General features: G+C 72.2%; 18 protein-coding genes and 1 pseudogene. 7 read left to right on the forward strand and 12 right to left on the reverse strand.

The features are described 5' to 3' along the window. Window positions 1-21 precede the first annotated feature (21 nt). A complete protein-coding gene (locus tag GA0070613_RS28810; protein WP_231929549.1) occupies window positions 22-1,641 on the forward strand; it encodes an ATP-binding protein in 1,620 nt (539 codons plus the stop codon). Next, window positions 1,638-2,321 (forward strand): response regulator, encoded by a 684-nt coding sequence (locus tag GA0070613_RS28815; protein WP_089015147.1) that lies wholly within the window; start codon window positions 1,638-1,640, stop codon window positions 2,319-2,321. The genes GA0070613_RS28810 and GA0070613_RS28815 overlap by 4 nt, the downstream gene beginning before the upstream one ends. 58 nt (window positions 2,322-2,379) lie before the next feature. Here GA0070613_RS28815 and GA0070613_RS28820 read toward each other — a convergent pair whose 3' ends face one another. Both GA0070613_RS28820 and dnaE read right to left on the reverse strand, forming a co-directional pair. Continuing rightward, window positions 2,380-3,615 carry a YncE family protein gene (locus GA0070613_RS28820; protein WP_231929551.1) on the reverse strand — a complete coding sequence of 412 codons (1,236 nt, stop codon included), beginning with the start codon at window positions 3,613-3,615 and terminating at the stop codon, window positions 2,380-2,382. 437 nt (window positions 3,616-4,052) lie between these two features. Beyond that, window positions 4,053-7,586, reverse strand: a complete 3,534-nt coding sequence (gene dnaE, locus GA0070613_RS28825) for a DNA polymerase III subunit alpha (protein ID WP_089015149.1) — start codon at window positions 7,584-7,586, stop codon at window positions 4,053-4,055. Here dnaE and GA0070613_RS32445 point away from each other — a divergent pair. The 3 genes from GA0070613_RS32445 (at window position 7,585) to GA0070613_RS28835 (ending at window position 8,947) form a co-directional block, all read left to right on the forward strand. Further along, window positions 7,585-7,734, forward strand: a complete 150-nt coding sequence (locus tag GA0070613_RS32445; RefSeq protein ID WP_157746562.1) for a hypothetical protein — start codon at window positions 7,585-7,587, stop codon at window positions 7,732-7,734. The two genes, dnaE and GA0070613_RS32445, sit on opposite strands and share 2 nt — an antisense overlap. An 87-nt stretch (window positions 7,735-7,821) precedes the next feature. Next, window positions 7,822-8,367 (forward strand): RNA polymerase sigma factor, encoded by a 546-nt coding sequence (locus GA0070613_RS28830; protein WP_089015150.1) that lies wholly within the window; start codon window positions 7,822-7,824, stop codon window positions 8,365-8,367. A 76-nt stretch (window positions 8,368-8,443) separates the two neighbouring features. Next, entirely contained in the window at window positions 8,444-8,947 is a 504-nt protein-coding gene (locus GA0070613_RS28835) for a hypothetical protein (RefSeq protein ID WP_089015151.1), read from the forward strand. An 11-nt stretch (window positions 8,948-8,958) separates the two neighbouring features. Here the strand turns inward: GA0070613_RS28835 and GA0070613_RS34075 are convergent, their stop codons facing one another. Continuing rightward, the gene (locus tag GA0070613_RS34075) at window positions 8,959-10,326 is read right to left on the reverse strand and encodes a serine/threonine-protein kinase (protein WP_089015152.1); all 1,368 of its coding nucleotides are present in this window, start codon (window positions 10,324-10,326) and stop codon (window positions 8,959-8,961) included. Between the two features lie 145 nt (window positions 10,327-10,471). On the opposite strand from GA0070613_RS34075, the gene GA0070613_RS28845 reads away from it, so the two are divergent. Both GA0070613_RS28845 and GA0070613_RS28850 read left to right on the forward strand, forming a co-directional pair. After that, the gene (locus GA0070613_RS28845) at window positions 10,472-10,813 is read left to right on the forward strand and encodes a PadR family transcriptional regulator (protein WP_089015153.1); all 342 of its coding nucleotides are present in this window, start codon (window positions 10,472-10,474) and stop codon (window positions 10,811-10,813) included. Further along, the gene (locus GA0070613_RS28850) at window positions 10,810-11,760 is read left to right on the forward strand and encodes a permease prefix domain 1-containing protein (protein ID WP_089015154.1); all 951 of its coding nucleotides are present in this window, start codon (window positions 10,810-10,812) and stop codon (window positions 11,758-11,760) included. The genes GA0070613_RS28845 and GA0070613_RS28850 overlap by 4 nt, the downstream gene beginning before the upstream one ends. A gap of 52 nt (window positions 11,761-11,812) precedes the next feature. On the opposite strand, the gene GA0070613_RS34570 is transcribed toward GA0070613_RS28850, so the two are convergent. From GA0070613_RS34570 to pgsA, 9 genes and pseudogenes are all read right to left on the reverse strand, one after another. Beyond that, window positions 11,813-11,944 carry a hypothetical protein gene (locus GA0070613_RS34570; RefSeq protein ID WP_408631034.1) on the reverse strand — a complete coding sequence of 44 codons (132 nt, stop codon included), beginning with the start codon at window positions 11,942-11,944 and terminating at the stop codon, window positions 11,813-11,815. A 36-nt stretch (window positions 11,945-11,980) separates the two neighbouring features. Further along, a pseudogene (locus GA0070613_RS28855) lies at window positions 11,981-12,381 on the reverse strand (GNAT family N-acetyltransferase); the annotation flags it as partial. Between the two features lie 375 nt (window positions 12,382-12,756). Beyond that, complete coding sequence (locus GA0070613_RS28860) at window positions 12,757-13,509, reverse strand: YebC/PmpR family DNA-binding transcriptional regulator (protein WP_089015155.1); 753 nt, start codon at window positions 13,507-13,509, stop codon at window positions 12,757-12,759. A 238-nt stretch (window positions 13,510-13,747) separates the two neighbouring features. Continuing rightward, a complete protein-coding gene (gene pdxT, locus GA0070613_RS28865) occupies window positions 13,748-14,353 on the reverse strand; it encodes a pyridoxal 5'-phosphate synthase glutaminase subunit PdxT (RefSeq protein WP_089015156.1) in 606 nt (201 codons plus the stop codon). A gap of 65 nt (window positions 14,354-14,418) precedes the next feature. After that, the gene (gene pdxS / locus GA0070613_RS28870; protein WP_089015157.1) at window positions 14,419-15,336 is read right to left on the reverse strand and encodes a pyridoxal 5'-phosphate synthase lyase subunit PdxS; all 918 of its coding nucleotides are present in this window, start codon (window positions 15,334-15,336) and stop codon (window positions 14,419-14,421) included. A 164-nt stretch (window positions 15,337-15,500) separates the two neighbouring features. Further along, window positions 15,501-16,004 (reverse strand): hypothetical protein, encoded by a 504-nt coding sequence (locus GA0070613_RS28875; RefSeq protein ID WP_089015158.1) that lies wholly within the window; start codon window positions 16,002-16,004, stop codon window positions 15,501-15,503. An 82-nt stretch (window positions 16,005-16,086) separates the two neighbouring features. Further along, entirely contained in the window at window positions 16,087-17,247 is a 1,161-nt protein-coding gene (locus GA0070613_RS28880) for a glycosyltransferase family 4 protein (protein WP_089015159.1), read from the reverse strand. 13 nt (window positions 17,248-17,260) lie between these two features. Continuing rightward, the gene (locus GA0070613_RS28885; protein WP_089015160.1) at window positions 17,261-18,199 is read right to left on the reverse strand and encodes a phosphatidylinositol mannoside acyltransferase; all 939 of its coding nucleotides are present in this window, start codon (window positions 18,197-18,199) and stop codon (window positions 17,261-17,263) included. Continuing rightward, complete coding sequence (gene pgsA / locus GA0070613_RS28890) at window positions 18,196-18,816, reverse strand: phosphatidylinositol phosphate synthase (protein ID WP_089015161.1); 621 nt, start codon at window positions 18,814-18,816, stop codon at window positions 18,196-18,198. Before pgsA ends, GA0070613_RS28885 begins: the two co-directional genes overlap by 4 nt. Window positions 18,817-18,953: the final 137 nt, after the last annotated feature.

The following is an 18,953-nucleotide window of genomic DNA, read 5'->3' on the forward strand; positions in this document are numbered from 1 at the left end:
GTCCGAGCCGGTGCGCCACACTTGCGGGCGGAAGCCGAGCGGTACGAGGAGGTGGACGTGGCCCGACGCCAGTGGAGCATCGCGGGGCAGCTGTTCGCCCTCCAGGCCGTGGTGGTGACGCTGCTAGTGCTCGCCGGCGCCTCGGGCGCCGTCTGGCTGGCCCGCAGCGACTCCCAGCAGGCGGCGAAGGACGAGGTGCTGGCCGTGGCGAAGACCGTCGCCCGCTCCCCCGAGGTTCGCACCGCCCTGGCCTCTCCCGACCCGGCGGCCACCCTCCAGCCGTACGCGGAGTCGATCCGGGTGGCGACGGGAACGGACTTCGTGGTGGTGATGGCCCCGGACCGGACCCGTTACTCGCACCCCAACGCGACGCTGATCGGGCGGCCGTTCATCGGCGACATCGGCCCCGCCCTGGCCGGTGAGGCGTTCACCATCACCAACGTCGGCACGCTCGGCGAATCGGTGCGCGCGGTGGTCCCGGTGTACGACGATCGTCGGATCATCGGCCTTGTCTCGGTCGGGATCACCACGCAGGCGATCAACCGCAAGCTGCTTGCCCAGCTGCCGGTGCTGCTCGGCGCCGCCGTGCCCGCGCTCGCCCTCGCCGCCACCGGCTCCTGGCTGCTCAGCCGCCGGCTCCGCCGGCAGACGCACGGCCTCGGCCCGGCCCAGATGACCCGGATGTACGAGTACTACGACGCGGTCCTGCACTCGGTACGGGAGGGGCTGGTGGTGCTGACCACCGACCGCCGGGTGGCGCTGGTCAACGACGAGGGCCGCCGGCTGCTCGGGCTCGACGAGGACACGGCGGTGACCGACCGGCCGGTGGCCGGGATCGACCTCCCACCCGCCGTGGCCGAGCTGCTGGCCTCCGGGCGGGACGCGCACGACGAGCCGGTGCTGGCCGGCGACCGGGTGCTGGTGGCCAACCAGCGGACCACCCGGTTCGAGGGGGCCGCGCTCGGTACCGTGCTGACCCTGCGCGACCAGACCGAGTTGCGCAACCTGGCCAGCGAGCTGGACTCGGTACGCGCGCTGACCGAGGCCCTGCAGGCCCAGACCCACGAGTCGGCCAACCGGCTGCACACCGTGCTGACCCTGGTGGAGCTGGGCCGCGCCGACGAGGCCGTGCAGCTCGCCACCCGGGACCTCGCGCTGGCCCAGCAGCTCACGGACCGGGTGGTCGGCGCGGTGACCGAGCCGGCGCTGGCCGCCCTGCTGCTCGGCAAGTCAGCGCGAGCCGGCGAGCGCGGCGTGGACCTGGTGATCGAACCGGACTGCCGGCTCGACGACAGCCCGCTGCCCGCCGCCGACCTGCTCACCGTCGTCGGCAACCTGGTCGACAACGCGCTGGAGGCGGTGGCCGGCACCGACCCGCCGCGCCGGGTACGCGTCTACGTCGGCGCCGTCGGCGACGACATCGTCGTCCGGGTCGGCGACAACGGACCGGGCCTGGACCCCGACCGGGTCGCAGACGCGTTCCGGCGCGGCTGGTCGACCAAGAGCGCCGGCCGCGGCCTGGGCCTGGCGCTGGTCGGGCAGGTGATCCGGCGGCACGGTGGCCGCTGCGACGTGGCCGCCGCCGACGGCGGCGGGACGGTGTTCACGGTCCGGCTGCCGATCCCGGAGGGCCGGTCGTGACCGACATCCGGGTGCTGGTGGTGGAGGACGAGCCGCTGCTGGCGGAGGCGCACAAGGCGTACACCGAGCGGGTGCCGGGCTTCGTGGTGGTCGGGGTGGCACACACCGCCCAGGAGGCGATGGCGGCGCTGCGGCACCGGGCGGGCGAGGACGTGGACCTGGTACTGCTCGACTTCCGGCTGCCCGACCTGCACGGCCTGGACGTCTGCCGGGCCCTGCGGGCGGCGGGCAGCAGCGTCGACGTGCTCGCGGTGACCTCGGCCCGGGACCTGGCGGTGGTCCGCACCGCCGTCTCCCTCGGAGTGACGCACTACCTGCTCAAGCCGTTCACCTTCGCCGCCTTCCGCGACAAGCTGGAGCGGTACGCCGACTACCGGCGCCAGGCGCTCGCCGAGGGCGAGGTCGCCGCCCAGCACGAGGTGGACCGGATGTTCGCCACCCTGCGCGGCGCCGCGCGGCACACCCTGCCCAAGGGACTGGACGAGCAGACGCTGCACCGGGTGCTTGCCGTCCTCTCCCCAGGGGCGGGCCGGTCCGCGACCGAGGTGAGCCAGCAGACCGGCATCTCGCGGGTGACCGCCCGCCGCTATCTGGAATACCTGGTGACCGTCGAACGCGCGGTACGCACCCCCCGCTACGGCACGCCTGGCCGGCCCGAGGTCGAGTATCGGCCGGTGTGACGGCGCGCTGTCGCGGGGCGCGGCCGCCACGGACGGACCGGCCGGGACGGGACCTGCCCTACCGGATGTTCCCGGTGTGCCCGAGAGAATAGCGACCGGGTTGCGGCCAGACGGCCAGGCCGTGGGGGCCTCGGCCGACGGGGATGCGGGCGAGCAGCTTGCCGGTCTCCGTGCTCAACACGTACACCTCGTCGTTGTAGCGCCCGGAGAGCCAGAGCTGCTTGCCGTCGGCTGAGAGGCCGCCCATGTCCGGGCTGCCGCCGGGGATCCGCCAGGTGGTGGTGGGCTTCAGGCGGGCCAGGTCGAGGACGGTCACACTGCCCTCGTCGCGGTTGGTGACGTAGGCCAGTCTGGCGTCACGGCTGAAGTAGATGCCGTGTGCGCCCCGCCCGGTCCGGATGAATCCGGTCTGCCGGCTGGCCTGGCCGTCGAAGACGTACACCCCGTTGGCGTGCATGTCCGCGACCAGGAAATGCTGGCCGTCCGGAGTCAGCCGGGTGTCCTGAGGCATGCCGTCGGCCGCCTCGGTGAGCTGGAAGTCGCGCAGCTTGCGGAGGCTGGCGGTGTCCAGTACGAGCATCCGGTTGGCGAACTCGCAACTGAAGAACATCGTCCTGCCGTCCGCGGAGTAGTCCATGTGGTTGATGCCGCCGCACTCGGGGAACCGGGCCGATCTCACCAGCCGCCAGGTGGTCGGGTCGTAGAAGTCCAGGCGCTGGTAGGCCTCGGCGACCACGATCGCCTGCTTGCCGTCCGGGGTGAAGTAGAGGTTGTAGACGTCTCCCAGCTTGATGAACCTGCCCGGCCTGCCGGTCCGGGCGTCGATCGGGACCAGCCCGCCCTGGGGGACCTGGCTGGACGCCACGTAGAGCGTGCGCAGGTCGTAGGAGGGCACCACGTGTTGCGGCTCCGGCCCGCCGGCGAACTGCCCCACAACCTTGAAGGTGGCGGGGTCGATCAGCCAGACGTCGTTGCTCTTGGTGTTCGGCACGTAGACCATCGGCCGGTCGCCGCGTACCGGCCCGGCGAGCCGGCCGGGGACGGCTGCCGCGTAGACGTTCCCGGCGGTCGGATACGTCGGATACGTCGGCATGCCCGCGACCAGCGGCCCGAAGGCCGTACCGGACGGGGCGGCCGTGGACGGGCTGGTCAGCGCTCCCTTGGCGGGCTCCCGGCTGGTGCATGCCGCGGGCCCGGCCAACAGGAGCAGGATCGGAACGGCGGCCAGCAGCTGCCTACGGGACATCGACTTACAATAACGGACAAATAATCTATAACGGGCGAACAGCGTCAACTCACCATGTCCGCACCGGGTCAGCTGACGTTGGTGGGGCCGAGGACGCTCTTCAGGTCACCCATCAGCGCGGTGGTGGCCGCGACCCGGAACTTGGCGGCGCCGTCGCTGCACCCGACAGCGCGGGGCGGCGTACGCCTAGAGGGCCGGCGCCAGAAACCGGCGGACGGCGGCGGTGATGATCGCGATCAACGCAGCGCTGACGACGTTGATCGCGACGGCGACGAGAACATGACTCATGTTTCTCTCCTCGGTCTTCCTGTTCCGGCGCGCACTGGCGGCGCGCCGCCGGGGAAGCGTAGGGATCCGAGATGACGAGCAGGTTTACTGAGAGTGATGTTTCCTGGTCAACGGGGCCCGGCCCGGGACCGAGCGTGGCCGGGACAGTGCGGTCGGCCGGGCCCCGGTTTACGGGCCCAGGGTGTGCGGCGGTTGCGTCAGCTCACGTTGGTGGGGCCGAGGACGCTCTTCAGGTCACCCATCAGCGCGGTGGTGGCCGCGACCCGGAACGGCCCCAGCCGCAGCGTGGTCACCTTGCCCCCGTTGAGCAGCTTGACGTGCACCTCGGTGTCCCCGGGATGCAGCACCAGGGTCTCCTTGAGCCGTTCCACCAGCGGCGGCGTGCACCGGTGCACCGGGATGGTGAGGGTGACCGGCTTGCTCGCCGGGTTGCTGCTGATGTCCGGCATGGACATGTCCATCGCCATGATCCGCGGCGTGTCGTCGCGGCGATCGACCCGCCCCTTGACCACCACGATCGCGTCCTCGGCGATGTACTGCCCGATCACCTCGTAGGTGTTCGGGAAGAAGAGCGTCTCCACCCCGCCGGCCAGGTCCTCCAGGGTGGCCGAGGCCCAGGCCCGGCCCTGCTTGGTGACCCGGCGCTGCACGCCGGAGAGGATGCCGGCGAGCGTGACCACCGCCCCGTCCGGCACCCCGCCCTCCTCGGCGAGCGCGGCGATCGTGGTGTCCGCCGCCGCGCCGAGGACGTGCTCCAGGCCGAAGAGCGGGTGGTCGGAGACGTACAGGCCGAGCATCTCCCGCTCGAAGGCCAGCTTGTCCCGCTTGTCCCACTCACCCTCGCCGATGGTCGGCATGACCGTGGTGCTGCCGCCGGTGTCCGCCTCGCCGAAGCCGGCGCCGAAGAGGTCGTACTGGCCGACCGCCTCCTTGCGCTTGACGTCGGCGTACGCGTCGATGGCGTCGGCGTGCACGGCGAGCAGGCCCTTGCGCGGGTGCCCCATCGAGTCGAACGCGCCGGCCTTGATCAGCGATTCGATGGTCTTCTTGTTGCAGACCACCGCGTCCACCTTGGACAGGAAGTCGTAGAAGTCGGCGTACTCGCCCTTCTCCTCGCGGCACCGCATGATCGAGGCGACCACGTTCGCGCCGACGTTGCGGATCGCGGCCAGGCCGAAGCGGATGTCCCTGCCGACCGGGGTGAACGGGCCGGCCGAGGTGTTCACGTCAGGCGGCAGGACCTGGATGCCCATCCGCCGGCACTCCGACAGGTAGAGCGCCATCTTGTCCTTGTCGTCGCCGACCGAGGTGAGCAGTCCAGCCATGTACTCGGCCGGGTAGTTCGCCTTGAGGTAGCCGGTCCAGTACGACACCAGGCCGTAGCCGGCGGTGTGCGCCTTGTTGAAGGCGTAGTCGGCGAACGGGACCAGGATGTCCCAGAGCGTCTGGATGGCCTCGTCGGAGTACCCGTTGTTCCGCATGCCGTCGCGGAACGGGATGAACTCCTTGTCGAGGACCTCCTTCTTCTTCTTGCCCATCGCCCGGCGCAGCAGGTCGGCCTGGCCCAGGCTGTAGCCGGCGAGCTTCTGCGCGGCGCGCTGCACCTGCTCCTGGTAGACGATCAGGCCGTAGGTGGGACCGAGGATCTCCTCCAGGGGCTCGGCCAGCTCCGGGTGGATCGGCGTGATGTCCTGCTGGCCGTTCTTGCGCAGCGCGTAGTTGGTGTGCGAATTCGCGCCCATCGGGCCGGGCCGGTAGAGCGCCAGGACGGCGGAGATGTCCTCGAAGTTGTCCGGCTTCATCAGCCGCAGCAGGGAGCGCATCGGGCCGCCGTCGAGCTGGAAGACGCCGAGGGTGTCGCCCCGGGCCAGCAGCTCGTACGTCGGCTTGTCGTCCAGCGGCAGGGTCAGCAGGTCGACCTTGCGCCCGTGGTTGAGCTCGATGTTCTTCAGCGCGTCGTCGATGATCGTCAGGTTGCGCAGGCCGAGGAAGTCCATCTTCAACAACCCGAGCGACTCGCAGGTCGGGTAGTCGAACTGGGTGATGATCGCCCCGTCGGCGTCCCGGCGCATCAGCGGGATGTGCTCGATGATCGGCTCGGCGGACATGATGACGCCGGCGGCGTGCACGCCGGTCTGCCGGATCAGCCCCTCGATGCCGCGCGCGGTGTCGATGACCTTCTTGACGTCCGGGTCGGACTCGTAGAGGCCGCGGATCTCACCGGCCTCGGCGTACCGGGCGTGCTTGGGGTCGAAGATGCCGGTGAGCGGGATGTCCTTGCCCATCACCGCCGGGGGCATCGCCTTCGTGATCCGGTCGCCCACCGCGTAGGGATAGCCGAGCACCCGGGCCGAGTCCTTGATCGCGGCCTTCGCCTTGATCGTGCCGAAGGTGGCGATCTGCGCGACTTTGTCCTCACCCCACTTGTCGGTGACGTACTTGATCACCTCACCGCGCCGACGCTCGTCGAAGTCGATGTCGACATCCGGCATCGAGACACGCTCGGGGTTGAGGAACCGCTCGAAGATCAGGCCGTGCGGGATCGGGTCCAGGTCGGTGATGCCGAGGGCGTACGCGACGAGCGAGCCGGCGGCCGAGCCACGACCCGGACCGACGGCGATGCCCTGGCTCTTCGCCCACTGGATGAAGTCGGCGACCACGAGGAAGTACGACGGGAAGCCCATCTGGATGATGATTCCCAGCTCGTACTCGGCCTGGACGACGTGACCCTCCGGGATCCCGTTCGGGAACCGGCGGGCCAGCCCCCGGTGGGTCTCCTTGCGGAACCAGGACTCCTCGGTCTCCCCCTCCGGCACCGGGAAGCGCGGCATCAGGTTGTGGAACTCGAACATCCCGGCCGGGTCGACCTTCTCCGCGACCAGCAGGGTGTTGCGGCAGCCCTGCTGCCACAGCTCCGAGGAGTCGACCGCGCGCATCTGCTCGGCGGACTTGATGAAGTAGCCGCCGCCCTCGAAGCGGAACCGGTTGGGGTCGTCGATGTTGCTACCCGTCTGCACGCAGAGCAGCACGTCGTGCGCGGTCGCCTGCGCCTCGTGGGTGTAGTGCGAGTCGTTGGTGACCACCGGCGGGATGTCGAGCTTGCGGGCGATCTCGGTGAGCCCGTCGCGGACCCGGCGCTCGATGTCGAGGCCGTGGTCCATGATCTCCAGGAAGTAGTTCTCCTTGCCGAAGATGTCCTGGTAGCTCGCGGCGACCTTGAGCGCCTCGTCGAACTGGCCCAGCCGCAGCCGGGTCTGCACCGCGCCGGAGGGGCAGCCGGTGGTGGCCATGATGCCCTCGGCGTGCTCGGCGATCAGCTCCATGTCCATCCGGGGCCACTTGACGTAGTGGCCCTCCATGGAGGCGCGCGAGTTCAGCGTGAACAGGTTCTTCAGGCCCGTGGCGTTCCGCGCCCACATCGTCTTGTGGGTGATCGCGCCGTTACCGGAGATGTCGTCGCTCTTCTGCTCCGGCCGGCCCCACTTGACCCGCGCCTTGTGATAGCGCGACTCCGGCGCCACGTACGCCTCGACGCCCAGGATCGGGGTGATCCCGGCGGCCATCGCCTGCTTGTAGAAGTCGTTCGCGCCGTGCATGTTGCCGTGGTCGGTGATCGCCACCGCCGGCATGCCGAGCCGGTTCGCCTCGGCGAAGAGGTCCTTGAGTCGGGCCGCCCCGTCGAGCATCGAGTACTCAGTGTGCACGTGCAGATGCGCGAACGAATCGCCCATGCGTGGCGCCCCCCGGGTCGGCTTCGTGGGTGGTGAGAAGTCGGTCGGCCCACCCTATCCCCGCCCCGAGAGGCACCTCCAGCAGCCGCGCGGGCAGATCACCGTCAGGGTGGTGTGGATCTCCCGCACCGACCTGCGCGGCCGGTGAGTCGGCTGCCGGACTCGGCCGGGCCGAGGCCGCGGACCGGCCGTAGCCTGGAGGGCACGGCACCTCGGGCGAGCATGGGAGGCAGTCATGCCCCTCGCGGAGGGTATCGACGACCTGGCCAGGTCGGCCGCGCGCGGCGACCCCGGAGCCCTGGATGTGCTGCTGGCGGCCGTCCGCCCGGAGGTGCTGCGGCTCTGCGCCCGCCTGCTGCCCAACCGGGAGGACGCCGAGGAGGCGTGCCAGGACGCGCTGTTCGCGCTGGCCAGGGGGATCACCCGGTTCGAGGGACGGTCGTCGTTCCACACCTGGCTGTACCAGCTCACCGCGAACCGGGCCCGCTCGACCTACCGGGTGCTGCGCCGGCGCTGGTTGGTCGAGGCCGGTGGCGTGCCGCTGCCCGACCCGCCCGACCCCCGGCGGACCAGCGTGGTCGCCGGCACCCGGCTCGACCTGCTCGACGCGCTCGACTCGGTCCGCCCCGAACTCGCCGAGGCGGTGACCCTGCGCGACATCCTCGGCCTGAGCTACCGCGAGATCGCCACCCTGCTCGACCTGCCGGAGGGGACCGTGAAGTCCCGCATCCACCAGGCCCGCCAGCAGCTCCGCCAACGGCTGACAGCCGACCGAACCTGAGCCAGGGATACCCCGAACCGAACTGGCCGCGGCGGCGACAAACAGGGTGAACGCAACTCGCCCGAGGAGAATCGCGATGAGCAGCAGCATCCCTGGACGCCGGCTCTCGGCCGTGGCCGCCGCCGTGGCCCTGATCGGTGCGATCGGGGCCTGCGGCGAGGAACCGGTCTCGCCGCTGCCCGTCCAGCCGAGCACGGCGGCCACCACCGTCACTCCGTCCGGACCGGCCGGCACGCCGACGACCTCGCGGCCCGCTCCGGTCGCCTCCTCGACCGCGACGGGCCTCCCCCGCGCGACGCCGTCCCCGACCCCGGCGTCCGCCTGCCTCGGCGCGATCCGCTACGACCTCAAGTTGGACGAGCAGGAACTGGCGCTGCTCAAGTCGCTCTGCCTGGCCACCGGCGGCGTCCTGCGCCTCGAGGGGATCGGGCCCGGTCAGGTCACCGTGGACCGGAAGGACCTGGCTTCCACCAGCTACGAGGCCGGAGTCGTGAACGTCCGCTTCCTGCGTCGCGGCACGGTCGCGGTCACGATCCCACACGGCGGGCGGACGTACACGGTGACGGTGGTGGTGCGCTAGTGCGCTACGACCTACCGCACCCGTACCCCGGCGAGCAGCGTGTCGACGAAGTCCGCTCCGCTGCCCGCCGGTGGTGCGATCTGCACGTAGATCAGGCCGCTGCGGCCCGGTCCGAGTCCGGCCGCCTCGACGACCACCGGCCTGCCGCGCCCGCAGCTGAACTGGGCCACCACCCAGTCGACTCCCGCCTGGCTGGTCGTGCGCACCGGCGCGGCGGCACAGTTCCCGTGTGGGCGTTCGGTGAGAAAACCCTCGGGGCTGGTCCGCGCGGCGATGCTGGCGGAGAGACCGACGAAGGCGCCCGGCAGGGTGGTGTCGGCCGCCCACCGCTGCGGGTCGGGCGACATCACCAGCGCCGGTTCGAGCCGGCCGTCGTCGCCGTACTGACCCGCCCAGCCGGTGCCCGCCGCCCGCCACCCTGCCGGCAGTGCGACGGTGAGCGGCCCGCTCGTCCAGCTGGCGCGCGACCGCGGCACGACCGCGGCGTCGCCGGCCGTGCCGCCCAGTCCGACGAACACCAGGACCGCCGCGGCAACGACGCCGAACCGGTGCCGGCGGCCGGGCTGCCACCCGGACGCCCGGCCCGCGCCGGCGGACGCGCCCGTGGGCGTCACCGCCCGCCGCAGTGCCGATCCGAAGGCCGCCGCATCGGGGTAGCGGTCTGCCGGGCGCGGCGCGGTGGCCCGCCGGAGCACCGCCGCCACCTGCGGCGGAACCCCCTCCCGCAGCCGGCTCGCCGCGCTCGGAACCGGCACCTCGGTGCCGAGGAGCCGGAGGCCGAGCCGACCCAGCCCGAACACGTCGGCACGGGTGTCCACCACCGCGAACGGATCGTCCTGCTCCGGCGCCATGTAGCCGGGGGTGCCCGCCCTGGCGGTGAGGCCGGACGCGGCGGCGACGGCCTTGGCCAGCCCCAGATCGGCGATCAGTACCCACTCACCGTTCGGGCCCGAGCGGAAGAGGATGTTGGCCGGTGTGAGGTCGCGATGCACGACACCGTGGCGGTGCAGGACCGCGACCCCGGCGGCGATCTCCACCAGCAGGTCCAGGGCCGGTGCCAGCGGCATCGCGCCCCGCGCCAGCCGGTCCCGCAGGCTTCCGCCGTCCGCCCAGGCCAGCACCGCGTACGGCCGGCCGTCGGGCAGCTCCCCCAGACCGTGCACGCGGACCAGCCGGTGGTGGTCGAGTCGCCGCAGCAGCCGGGCCTCGTCCAGGAACCGTTCCCGCACCCGCAGGTCGTGACTCCAGTTCTCGGCCAGCACCTTGATCGCCACGCGGGAGTCGAGGACCGGGTCGTGGCCCAGCCAGACGGTCGCGAAGGACCCCGCCCCGAGCAGCCGCTCGATGCGGTACGGGCCGATCCACGCCGGAGTGTCCATCGCCTCACCCCCGTCCCCGCTTCGACGGTAGACGGCGGGGGCCGCCCGGCGGGCCTGCCGCGCGCGCGACCGTCCACAGTGTCGCCTAGTGGCACAACGATGTCGCGCTAGACATTAGTGTGTGTCATACAGTATCGTGTGAGTCATGGTGAGCGAGGAGATCCTGCGGACCCATCTCCAGGAGTTGCGCCGCGGCACGGCGGTGGTGGCGAGCCTGGTCGCCCTGCGCCGCCCCGACTACGGCTACGCGCTGCTGCAACGCCTCGCGGCGCACGGCTTCCCGGTCGACGCCAACACGCTCTATCCCCTGCTCCGGCGGCTGGAGGAGCAGGGGCTGCTGACCAGCGAGTGGAACACCGAGGAGAGCCGGCCGCGCAAGTTCTACCGCATCAGTGACGAGGGTGAGACGGTGCTGGCCCGCCTCCTCGACGACCTCGCCGCCGTGCAGACCTCCGTCGCCGGGCTGATCGAAGGAGACGACCGATGAGTTCCCTGACCGACCGCTACCTAGCCGCCACCCTGCGGGCGGTGCCGGCGCCCCGCCGCGCCGAGATCGCCTCCGAGCTGCGCGCCGCCATCGAGGACATGATCGACGACCGGACCGGCGCCGGGCAGGGCGCCGAGGCCGCCGAACGCGAGGTGCTCACCGAGCTGGGCCAGCCGGAGCGGCTTGCCGCCCGGTACGCCGACCGTCGGCTCCAGCTCATCGGCCCCACCTACTACCTGGTCTGGCAGCGGTTGCTGCGGCTGATGCTGGCTACCGTGCCCGGCACCGTCGGAGTCGTGGTGGGCGTGCTCGAGGCGACCGTCGGCGACGACCCCGGCAGGGCGGTCGGCGTGGGCATCAGCAGTGCGTTCCAGACGGCGGTGCAGATCGCCTTCTGGGTCACCTTGGGCTTCGCGGTCCTGGAACGGACCGACACCTCGCTGAACCTGCCCGAGTGGAGCGTCGACCAACTCCCGGAGGGTCCGGCGGAGCGAGACGTCCGGCTCACCGACACCTGCGCGTCGGTGGCGATGCTGCTGCTCACCCTCGCCTTCCTGCCCTGGCAGCACTTCCAGCCCTGGGTTTCCGACACCGACGGCGACCGCATCCCGCTCCTCGACCCGGCGCTCTGGAGCTCGTGGCTGCCGTTCCTCGCGGCCGTGCTCGTGGCCAGCCTGGTGCTGGAGGTCGCCAAGTACCGCGCCGGGCGGTGGACCTGGCCGCTCGTAGCGGTGAACGCCGCCCTCGACCTGGCGTTCGCGGTGCCGGTCATCGTCCTGCTGCTCACCGACCGGCTGCTCAACCCGGAGCTGGTGCGGCGGTTCGAGTGGCTGCGCACGGACGGACACCTCGACACCGTCGCCCGGGTCACGGTCGTGGTGGTCGCCGCGATCACGGTCTGGGACGTCGCCGACAGCATCGTGAAGGCCCGGCGCCACCACGCCTGACGGGGCCGCGGTCCGACCCGGCGCGCACGGGGCGCCGGGCCGGGCCGGCCGGTCAGCCGGCGGTCCGGCCGGCCCGCCACTCCTGGGCCAGCAGCGCGTACACCGCCTCGTCGACCCACTCCCCCTTGACGAACTCGTTCTGCACCAGGTGGGCCTCGTGGCGCATGCCGAGCCGGGTCAGCACCCGGGCCGAGGCGGCGTTGCGGGCGTCCAGCCGGCCGACGATCCGGTGCAGGCCGAGCCCGTCGAAGCCGAGCCGCAGCAGCGCCCCGGCCGCCTCCGTGGCGTACCCGTGGCCGCTGTGGTCGGGGTGCAGCAATATCCGATCTCGCCCTGCCGGTGCTCGGCACTGGTCCAGATCAGTAGCACGTCGCCGACCAGCTCGCCGGTCGCCCGGACCACGATGGCCAGGTTCAGCACGTCGCCCGGCTCGCGCAGCGCCACGCGGGCGCGCTTGCGGGCCAGCGCCTCCCGGCTGGCGGCCTCGTCGTTCGGACCGAAGTAGAGGTAGCGGGTCACGTCGGCGCGGGACTGGTACCCGTGCAGGGCGGCGAAGTCGTCGGCGGTGAAGAGCCGCAGGTCGAGGCGGTCAGTGCGGAGCGGGAGATCGGGCAGGAGCATCCCGGCAGCGTACGGCGGGGCGTCACGGCCGGTCAGTTCAGTTTCGGCCCGACGGCAGCCGGCGGCGCAGGGCGGCCTTCGACGCGGTGGCCCGCCGCTTCGCCGAGGCCTTGACGTCCCCGCGCAGGGGCGCCGATTCCTCGGGCAGGTCGACCGATCGCGGCGACCACCTGTCCCGGACGCTACGAAGCTGATGTCGTGGATGAATCACCGGACGCCGGGCCGAACGCCGGGCCGGGCGTCGCGGCCGGCCGTGCGGACGACACGGGTCAGCGCCGCACCGGTGAATCGTTCACGACATCAGCTTCGTAGTGTCGCAGCGGGATGTCCGGAGCCGGCCCGCCACCGCGACCAGGGGCGCGCCGGCACCGATGGTCAGGCGTCGACGGCCGCCATCACGTCGTCGGAGACGTCGAAGTTCGCGTACACGTTCTGCACGTCGTCGCAATCCTCCAGCACGTCGATCAGCTTGAAGACCTTGCGCGCGCCGTCCTCGTCCAGCGGCACGTTGACGCTGGGAATCAGGGAGGACTCGGCCGACTCGTACTCGATGCCGGCGTCCTGCAGCGCGGTGCGGACCGCGATCAGGTCGGTCGGCTCGGAGACCACCTCGTACGCCTCACCGAGGTCGTTGACCTCCTCGGCGCCGGCGTCGAGAACCGCCATCATCACGTCGTCCTCCGTCGTGCCGGTCTTGGGCACGATCACCACGCCCTTGCGGGAGAACATGTACGACACCGAGCCGGCGTCGGCGAGCGAGCCGCCGTTGCGGGTCAGCGCGGTGCGCACCTCGGTGGCCGCGCGGTTGCGGTTGTCGGTGAGGCACTCGATCAGCATCGCCACGCCGTTCGGGCCGTAGCCCTCGTACATGATGGTCTGCCAGTCGGCGCCGCCGGCCTCCAGGCCGGAGCCGCGCTTGACCGCGCGGTCGATGTTGTCGTTCGGTACCGAGTTCTTCTTCGCCTTCTGGATGGCGTCGTACAGCGTCGGGTTGCCGGCGGGATCGCCGCCGCCGGTCCGGGCCGCGACCTCGACGTTCTTGATCAGCTTGGCGAACACCTTGCCGCGCTTGGCGTCGATGACGGCCTTCTTGTGCTTGGTGGTCGCCCACTTTGAGTGGCCGGACATCTCGTACCTCCGTCTGTCATTCCACGCCTGCGTCGACTGCCCGCGCCGACTCCACGCCGCAACCGGCGACAGGACGGCCGGTCGGCTCCGCGTGGACGGCTGCGGCGGGCGAGGGCCCTGCCGAACCGCGGCAATCCTACCGAGATGCTGCCCCGGCGTGTCACACCCGGCACCCGTCCGGGGCGGCGCGGCATGCGCGGGGGGCCCTTCCGATCCGGAAGGGCCCCCCGCGCATCGCTCAGGCGGCGCGGACCAGCTCCACGAACCAGCGGTGCAGCCGCAGGTCACCGGTGAGTTCCGGGTGGAACGAGGTGGCCACCAGGTTGCCCTGCCGGACCGCGACGATCCGGTCGGCGGCCGGCCCGTCGGTGACCCGGCCCAGCACCTCCACGCCCTCGCCGACCCGTTCCACCCACGGGGCCCGGATGAAGACGGCGTGGAACGGCTCGCCCTCGACCCCGGTGATCGCCACCGGCGCTTCGAACGAGTCGACCTGCCGGCCGAACGCGTTGCGCCGTACCGTCATTTCGATCCCGGCGAAGCCGCGCTGGTCGGGCCGGCCGTCCAGGACCTCGCCGGCCAGCATGATCATGCCGGCGCAGGACCCGTAGACCGGCATGCCGCCGAAGATCCGCTTGTCGATCGGCTCGCGCATCTCGAAGATGTCCGCGAGCTTGCTGATGGTGGTGGACTCGCCCCCGGGGATGACCAGCCCGTCGACCGCGTCCAGCTCCGCCGGACGGCGCACCGGGCGGGCGTCGGCGCCGGACCCGGCCAGGGCCGCGACGTGCTCGCGCACGTCCCCCTGCAGCGCGAGGACACCGATCTTCGGCTGGTCACCCATGGGCGTCACCAACCCTTCTTTCGTTCGCGACTGCGGGGCTAGCAGGACCGGCTCACTCCTCGCGCTCACCAACCGCGCTCGGCCAGGCGGTGCGGCTGCGGGATCTCGTCGACGTTGATGCCGACCATCGCCTCACCCAGGCCGCGGGAGACCTTGGCCAGCACGTCCGGGTCGTCGTGGAAGGTGGTCGCCTTGACGATCGCGGCGGCGCGCTGGGCCGGGTTGCCCGACTTGAAGATGCCGGACCCGACGAAGACGCCCTCGGCGCCGAGCTGCATCATCATGGCGGCGTCGGCCGGGGTGGCGATGCCGCCCGCGGTGAACAGCACCACCGGCAGCTTGCCGGTCTGGGCGACCTCCTTGACCAGCTCGTACGGCGCCTGCAGCTCCTTGGCGGCGACGAACAGCTCGTCGGCGGGCAGCGACTGCAGCCGGCGGATCTCCTGACGGATCTTGCGCATGTGGGTGGTGGCGTTGGAGACGTCACCGGTGCCCGCCTCGCCCTTGGAGCGGATCATCGCCGCGCCCTCGGTGATCCGGCGCAGCGCCTCGCCGAGGTTGGTCGCGCCGCAGACGAAGGGGACGGTGTAGGCCCACTTGTCGATGTGGTTGGCGTAGTCGGCCGGGGTCAGCACCTCGGACTCGTCGATGTAGTCGACGCCGAGCGACTGGAGGATCTGCGCCTCGACGAAGTGGCCGATGCGGACCTTGGCCATCACCGGGATCGAGACGGCCTCGATGATGCCGTCGATCATGTCTGGGTCGCTCATCCGGGAGACGCCGCCCTGCGCGCGGATGTCCGCGGGCACGCGCTCCAGCGCCATGACGGCGACCGCGCCGGCGTCCTCGGCGATCTTGGCCTGCTCGGCGGTGACCACGTCCATGATCACGCCGCCCTTGAGCATCTCGGCCATGCCTCGCTTGACGCGGGCGGTGCCGACGACGGGCGTGGCGTTGGCGTTCGGGGAGGTGGAGTCGGGCACGGGTCATCGCTCCTTGGGCGTGCTCGGGGGGTGGCTGTAAAAAATGCTACGACGGGGCCAACGCCGGTCCGACAGCCAATCAGACCCACGGTGGCCTGCTCTGTGGCCCCCATCACCCCTGACCAGCGCCGCTGAGCGTGGCCGGCGGCCCGCCGGTCAGCCGGTCAGCCGGTGGTGACGTCCGCCGGGACGGCGAGGGTGGGGTCGTCGACGTCGAAGTAGCGCGGCAACTGGTGCCGGCGTCCCATCCGGAACAGGCGAACCAGCGGACGGCCGCGGGCCGACCGGGCGTCCCGGACCAGGTCGGTGTGCACCTGCCGGGCCAACGCCAGCCGGCGACTGGCCGCGATCACCGCCTCGCAGGCCGGGTCGGCGGGGTCCAGCTCGACCGTGCGCAACTGCCGGGTGAGGTCGTTCTCGGCCGCCTCCCGCTCGTCCGGCGGGGCGTCCAGGGCGATCCGGGCCGCCGCGTACAGCTCCACGCCGTACCGCCGCTCGGCCAGGACCGCCGCGGCCGCCGCGCGGCGCAGCAGGTGCGCGTCGAGCGCCCGGGCCGCCGACTCCGCGCGTGCCTGCAGCCGCTCGACCCGGCCGGCCGTCCAGATCAGGTACGCCACGACGAGCCCGACGGCCAGGACCGCGCCCACCACCCACCACATGCCCGGCATCGTAGTGCTGCTCCGTTCCCGCCCGGTTTCGGCGCGGCTGCCGCCGACGCGCTCGTCACATCGGCCCCAGCGGCCCCGCCGCTCAGCCCATCCCCACCCATTCCTGGTCGATGACCCGACCGTCGGTGGCTTCGATCGCCGCTGCGTATACCTCCAGAACGCGGCGGGCAACCACCGGCCAGTCGAAATTCGCCACCACCTGGTCGCCGCAGGCGGTCAGCGCCGCCCGCTGGTCGGCGTCGTCGAGCAGCGCGGCGAGCCCGACACGCAGCGCGGCCGGGTCACCGGTCGGAAACAGCCGGCCGGCCCGCCCGCCATCGAGCACCCGGCGGAACGCGTCCAGGTCGCTGGCGACCACCGTGGTGCCGGCGGCGAGTGCCTCGGTGAGGATCATCCCGAAGGATTCCCCGCCGGTGTTCGGTGCGACGTACAGGTGCACGCTGCGCAGCATGCGTGCCTTGTCCGCCTCGGAGACCAGGCCGAGGAAGGTGACCCGGTCGCGCAGTTCGGCGGGGAACTGGTCGTACAGGTCGTCCGGGTCGCCGGGGCCGGCGACCAGCAGCCGCAGCCCGGGCCGGTGCGGCGCGAGCGCGACGAACGCGTCCCGGAGGATCGGGAAGCCCTTGCGGGGCTCGGTGAACCGGCCCAGGAAGCCGAGCGTGCCGCCGGTGCCCGGCCCGCACCCCCCCGGCCAGCCGGGCAGCGGCGCGACCCCGGCGAACTTGGCCACCGTCACCCCGTTCGGGATCTCCACCGCGCCGCCGTCCATGTGCTCGACCTGCACCTTGCGGGCGAGGGCGCTGACCGCGATCCGGGCGGTGATCCGCTCCAGCAGGATCTGCAGCACGCCCTGCGCGGCGGAGAGCACCCGGGACCGGGTCATCGCGGTGTGGAAGGTGGCCACCACCGGACCGCGGGCGCAGAGCACGGCGAGCATGGACAGGCTGGGCGTCAGCGGCTCGTGCACATGCAGCACGTCGAAGTCGCCCCGGGTGATCCAGCGCCGCACCCGGGCGGTGGAGACCGGCCCGAACGCGATCCGGGCCACCGACCCGTTGTACGGCAGCGGCACCGCCCGCCCCGCCGACACCACGTACGGCGGCAGCGGCGAGTCCTCGTCGGCCGGGGCGAAGACGCTCACCTCGTGCCCCAGCCCGATCAACGCCTCGGCCAGGTCCATGACGTGGTTCTGCACCCCGCCGGGGACGTCGAAGGAGTACGGGCACACGATGCCGATGCGCATTGCGCCCGCTCCCTCAGCTCGTCCGGGTGGCGGCCGACGGCTGCGCCGCGGTCCCGCCGTCGGTCGCCGTGCCCTGGTCCAGCCACATCCGCTGCAACATGTGCCAGTCTTCCGGATGCCGGGCGATGCCCGCCGCCAGACCGTCGGCAATCCGTTGGGTCAGCGTCCGGACCCGCTGGTCCAGCGGCCCGCTGTTCGGATCGGGCACTTCCAGCGGCCCCTCGAGGGAGGCGCACGCGGCGCCCGGCTCGTACCACAGGGAAGCCACGTAGAGCGGCGCCCCGGTGCGCAGCGCGAGCAGGGCCGGTCCGGCCGGCATCCGGGTCCGGCCGCCGAAGAAGTCGACCTCGATGCCCCGGGCGGAGAGGTCCCGGTCGGCCAGCAGCGGCACCACCGCCCCCGCCCGCAGCCGGTCCACCAGCACGTCGAACGCCGGCCGGTCGCCGCCCTGGGTGGGCAGGATCTCCATGCCCAGGCCCTGCCGGAAGGCGAGGAACCGCTCGTAGACGCCCTCCGGCCTGAGCCGCTCGGCGACGGTGGTGATCGGCCAGCCGGTGGCCGCGACCCAGGCGCCGGCGGCGTCCCAGTTGCCGGCGTGCGGCAGCGCCACCACCGCCCCGCGGCCGGCCGCCACGTCGGCGGCGAGCTTCTCCTGCCCGTCGAGGCGGAACCCGGCGAGGATCTGCCGGCGGCTCAGCGCGGGCAGCCGGAAGGCCTCCATCCAGTACCGGGCGTACGACCGCAGACCGCGCCGGACCAGCGCGTCCAGCTCCGCCTCGGGCAGGTCGGGGCCGACCACCCGGCGCAGGTTGGCGCGGAGTCGGGCCGTACCGCCGCCGCTGCGACGGTGGGCGCGGTCCGCGCCCGCCCGGAAGGCCGCGGCCACCACGGGCCGGGGTAGCGCGCGGACCAGGCGCCAGCCGGCGACGTAGCCGAGCTCGGTGAGGTTCACTCCCGGCCGACCAGCTGGGCCTGCCGGTACACGTGGGCCATCCGCTGCCCCACCGTGAAGATGGAGACGGCGGCCAGCAGCCAGAGCGCGATCTCCAGGGCCAGCGGCACGCCGAGGCCGGTGAGCAGGCCGCCCACCCCGACGATCAGCAGCCGCTCGGTGCGCTCGGCGACGCCGACGTTGGCGGTCATACCGAGGCCCTCGGCGCGGGCCTTGACGTAGGAGACCAGCCCGCCGGCGGCCAGGCAGATCAGCGCGGCGGCCGTCCCGGCGTGGTCGCCCTGGGTGGCCAGCCAGTACGCGACCGCGCCGAAGACGGCGCTGTCGGCGATCCGGTCCATGCTCGAATCGAGGAACGCGCCGAACCGGGTGGAGCCGCCGCTCATCCGGGCCATCGTCCCGTCGAGCAGGTCGGTGAGCGCGAAGACCGTGACGATCAGCGCCCCGGCGACCAGGTGCCCGCGGGCGCCGAGGCCGAGCGCGCCGACGAGCACGCCGAGGGTGCCGGTCACGGTGACCGCGTTGGGGGACACGCCGGCGCGGAGCAGGCCGCGCGCGACCGGCTCCACGACGCGGGTCATGCCCGCGCGGGCCGTCACTTGGAAGATCTTCGCCATGGCGGTCCCCACGATAACGGCCGGCAGCGGTCCGCGATACGGCCGGTCGGGCCGACCCGCGGGAGGGAGGCTTGTGCGGGGTGGGCAACGGGTGTGAGATCGGAACCGGGAGGTGAGCCAGCTCACCGACCCGCTTG

The sequence above is a fragment of the Micromonospora inositola genome, assembly GCF_900090285.1.
Lineage (GTDB): Bacteria > Actinomycetota > Actinomycetes > Mycobacteriales > Micromonosporaceae > Micromonospora > Micromonospora inositola.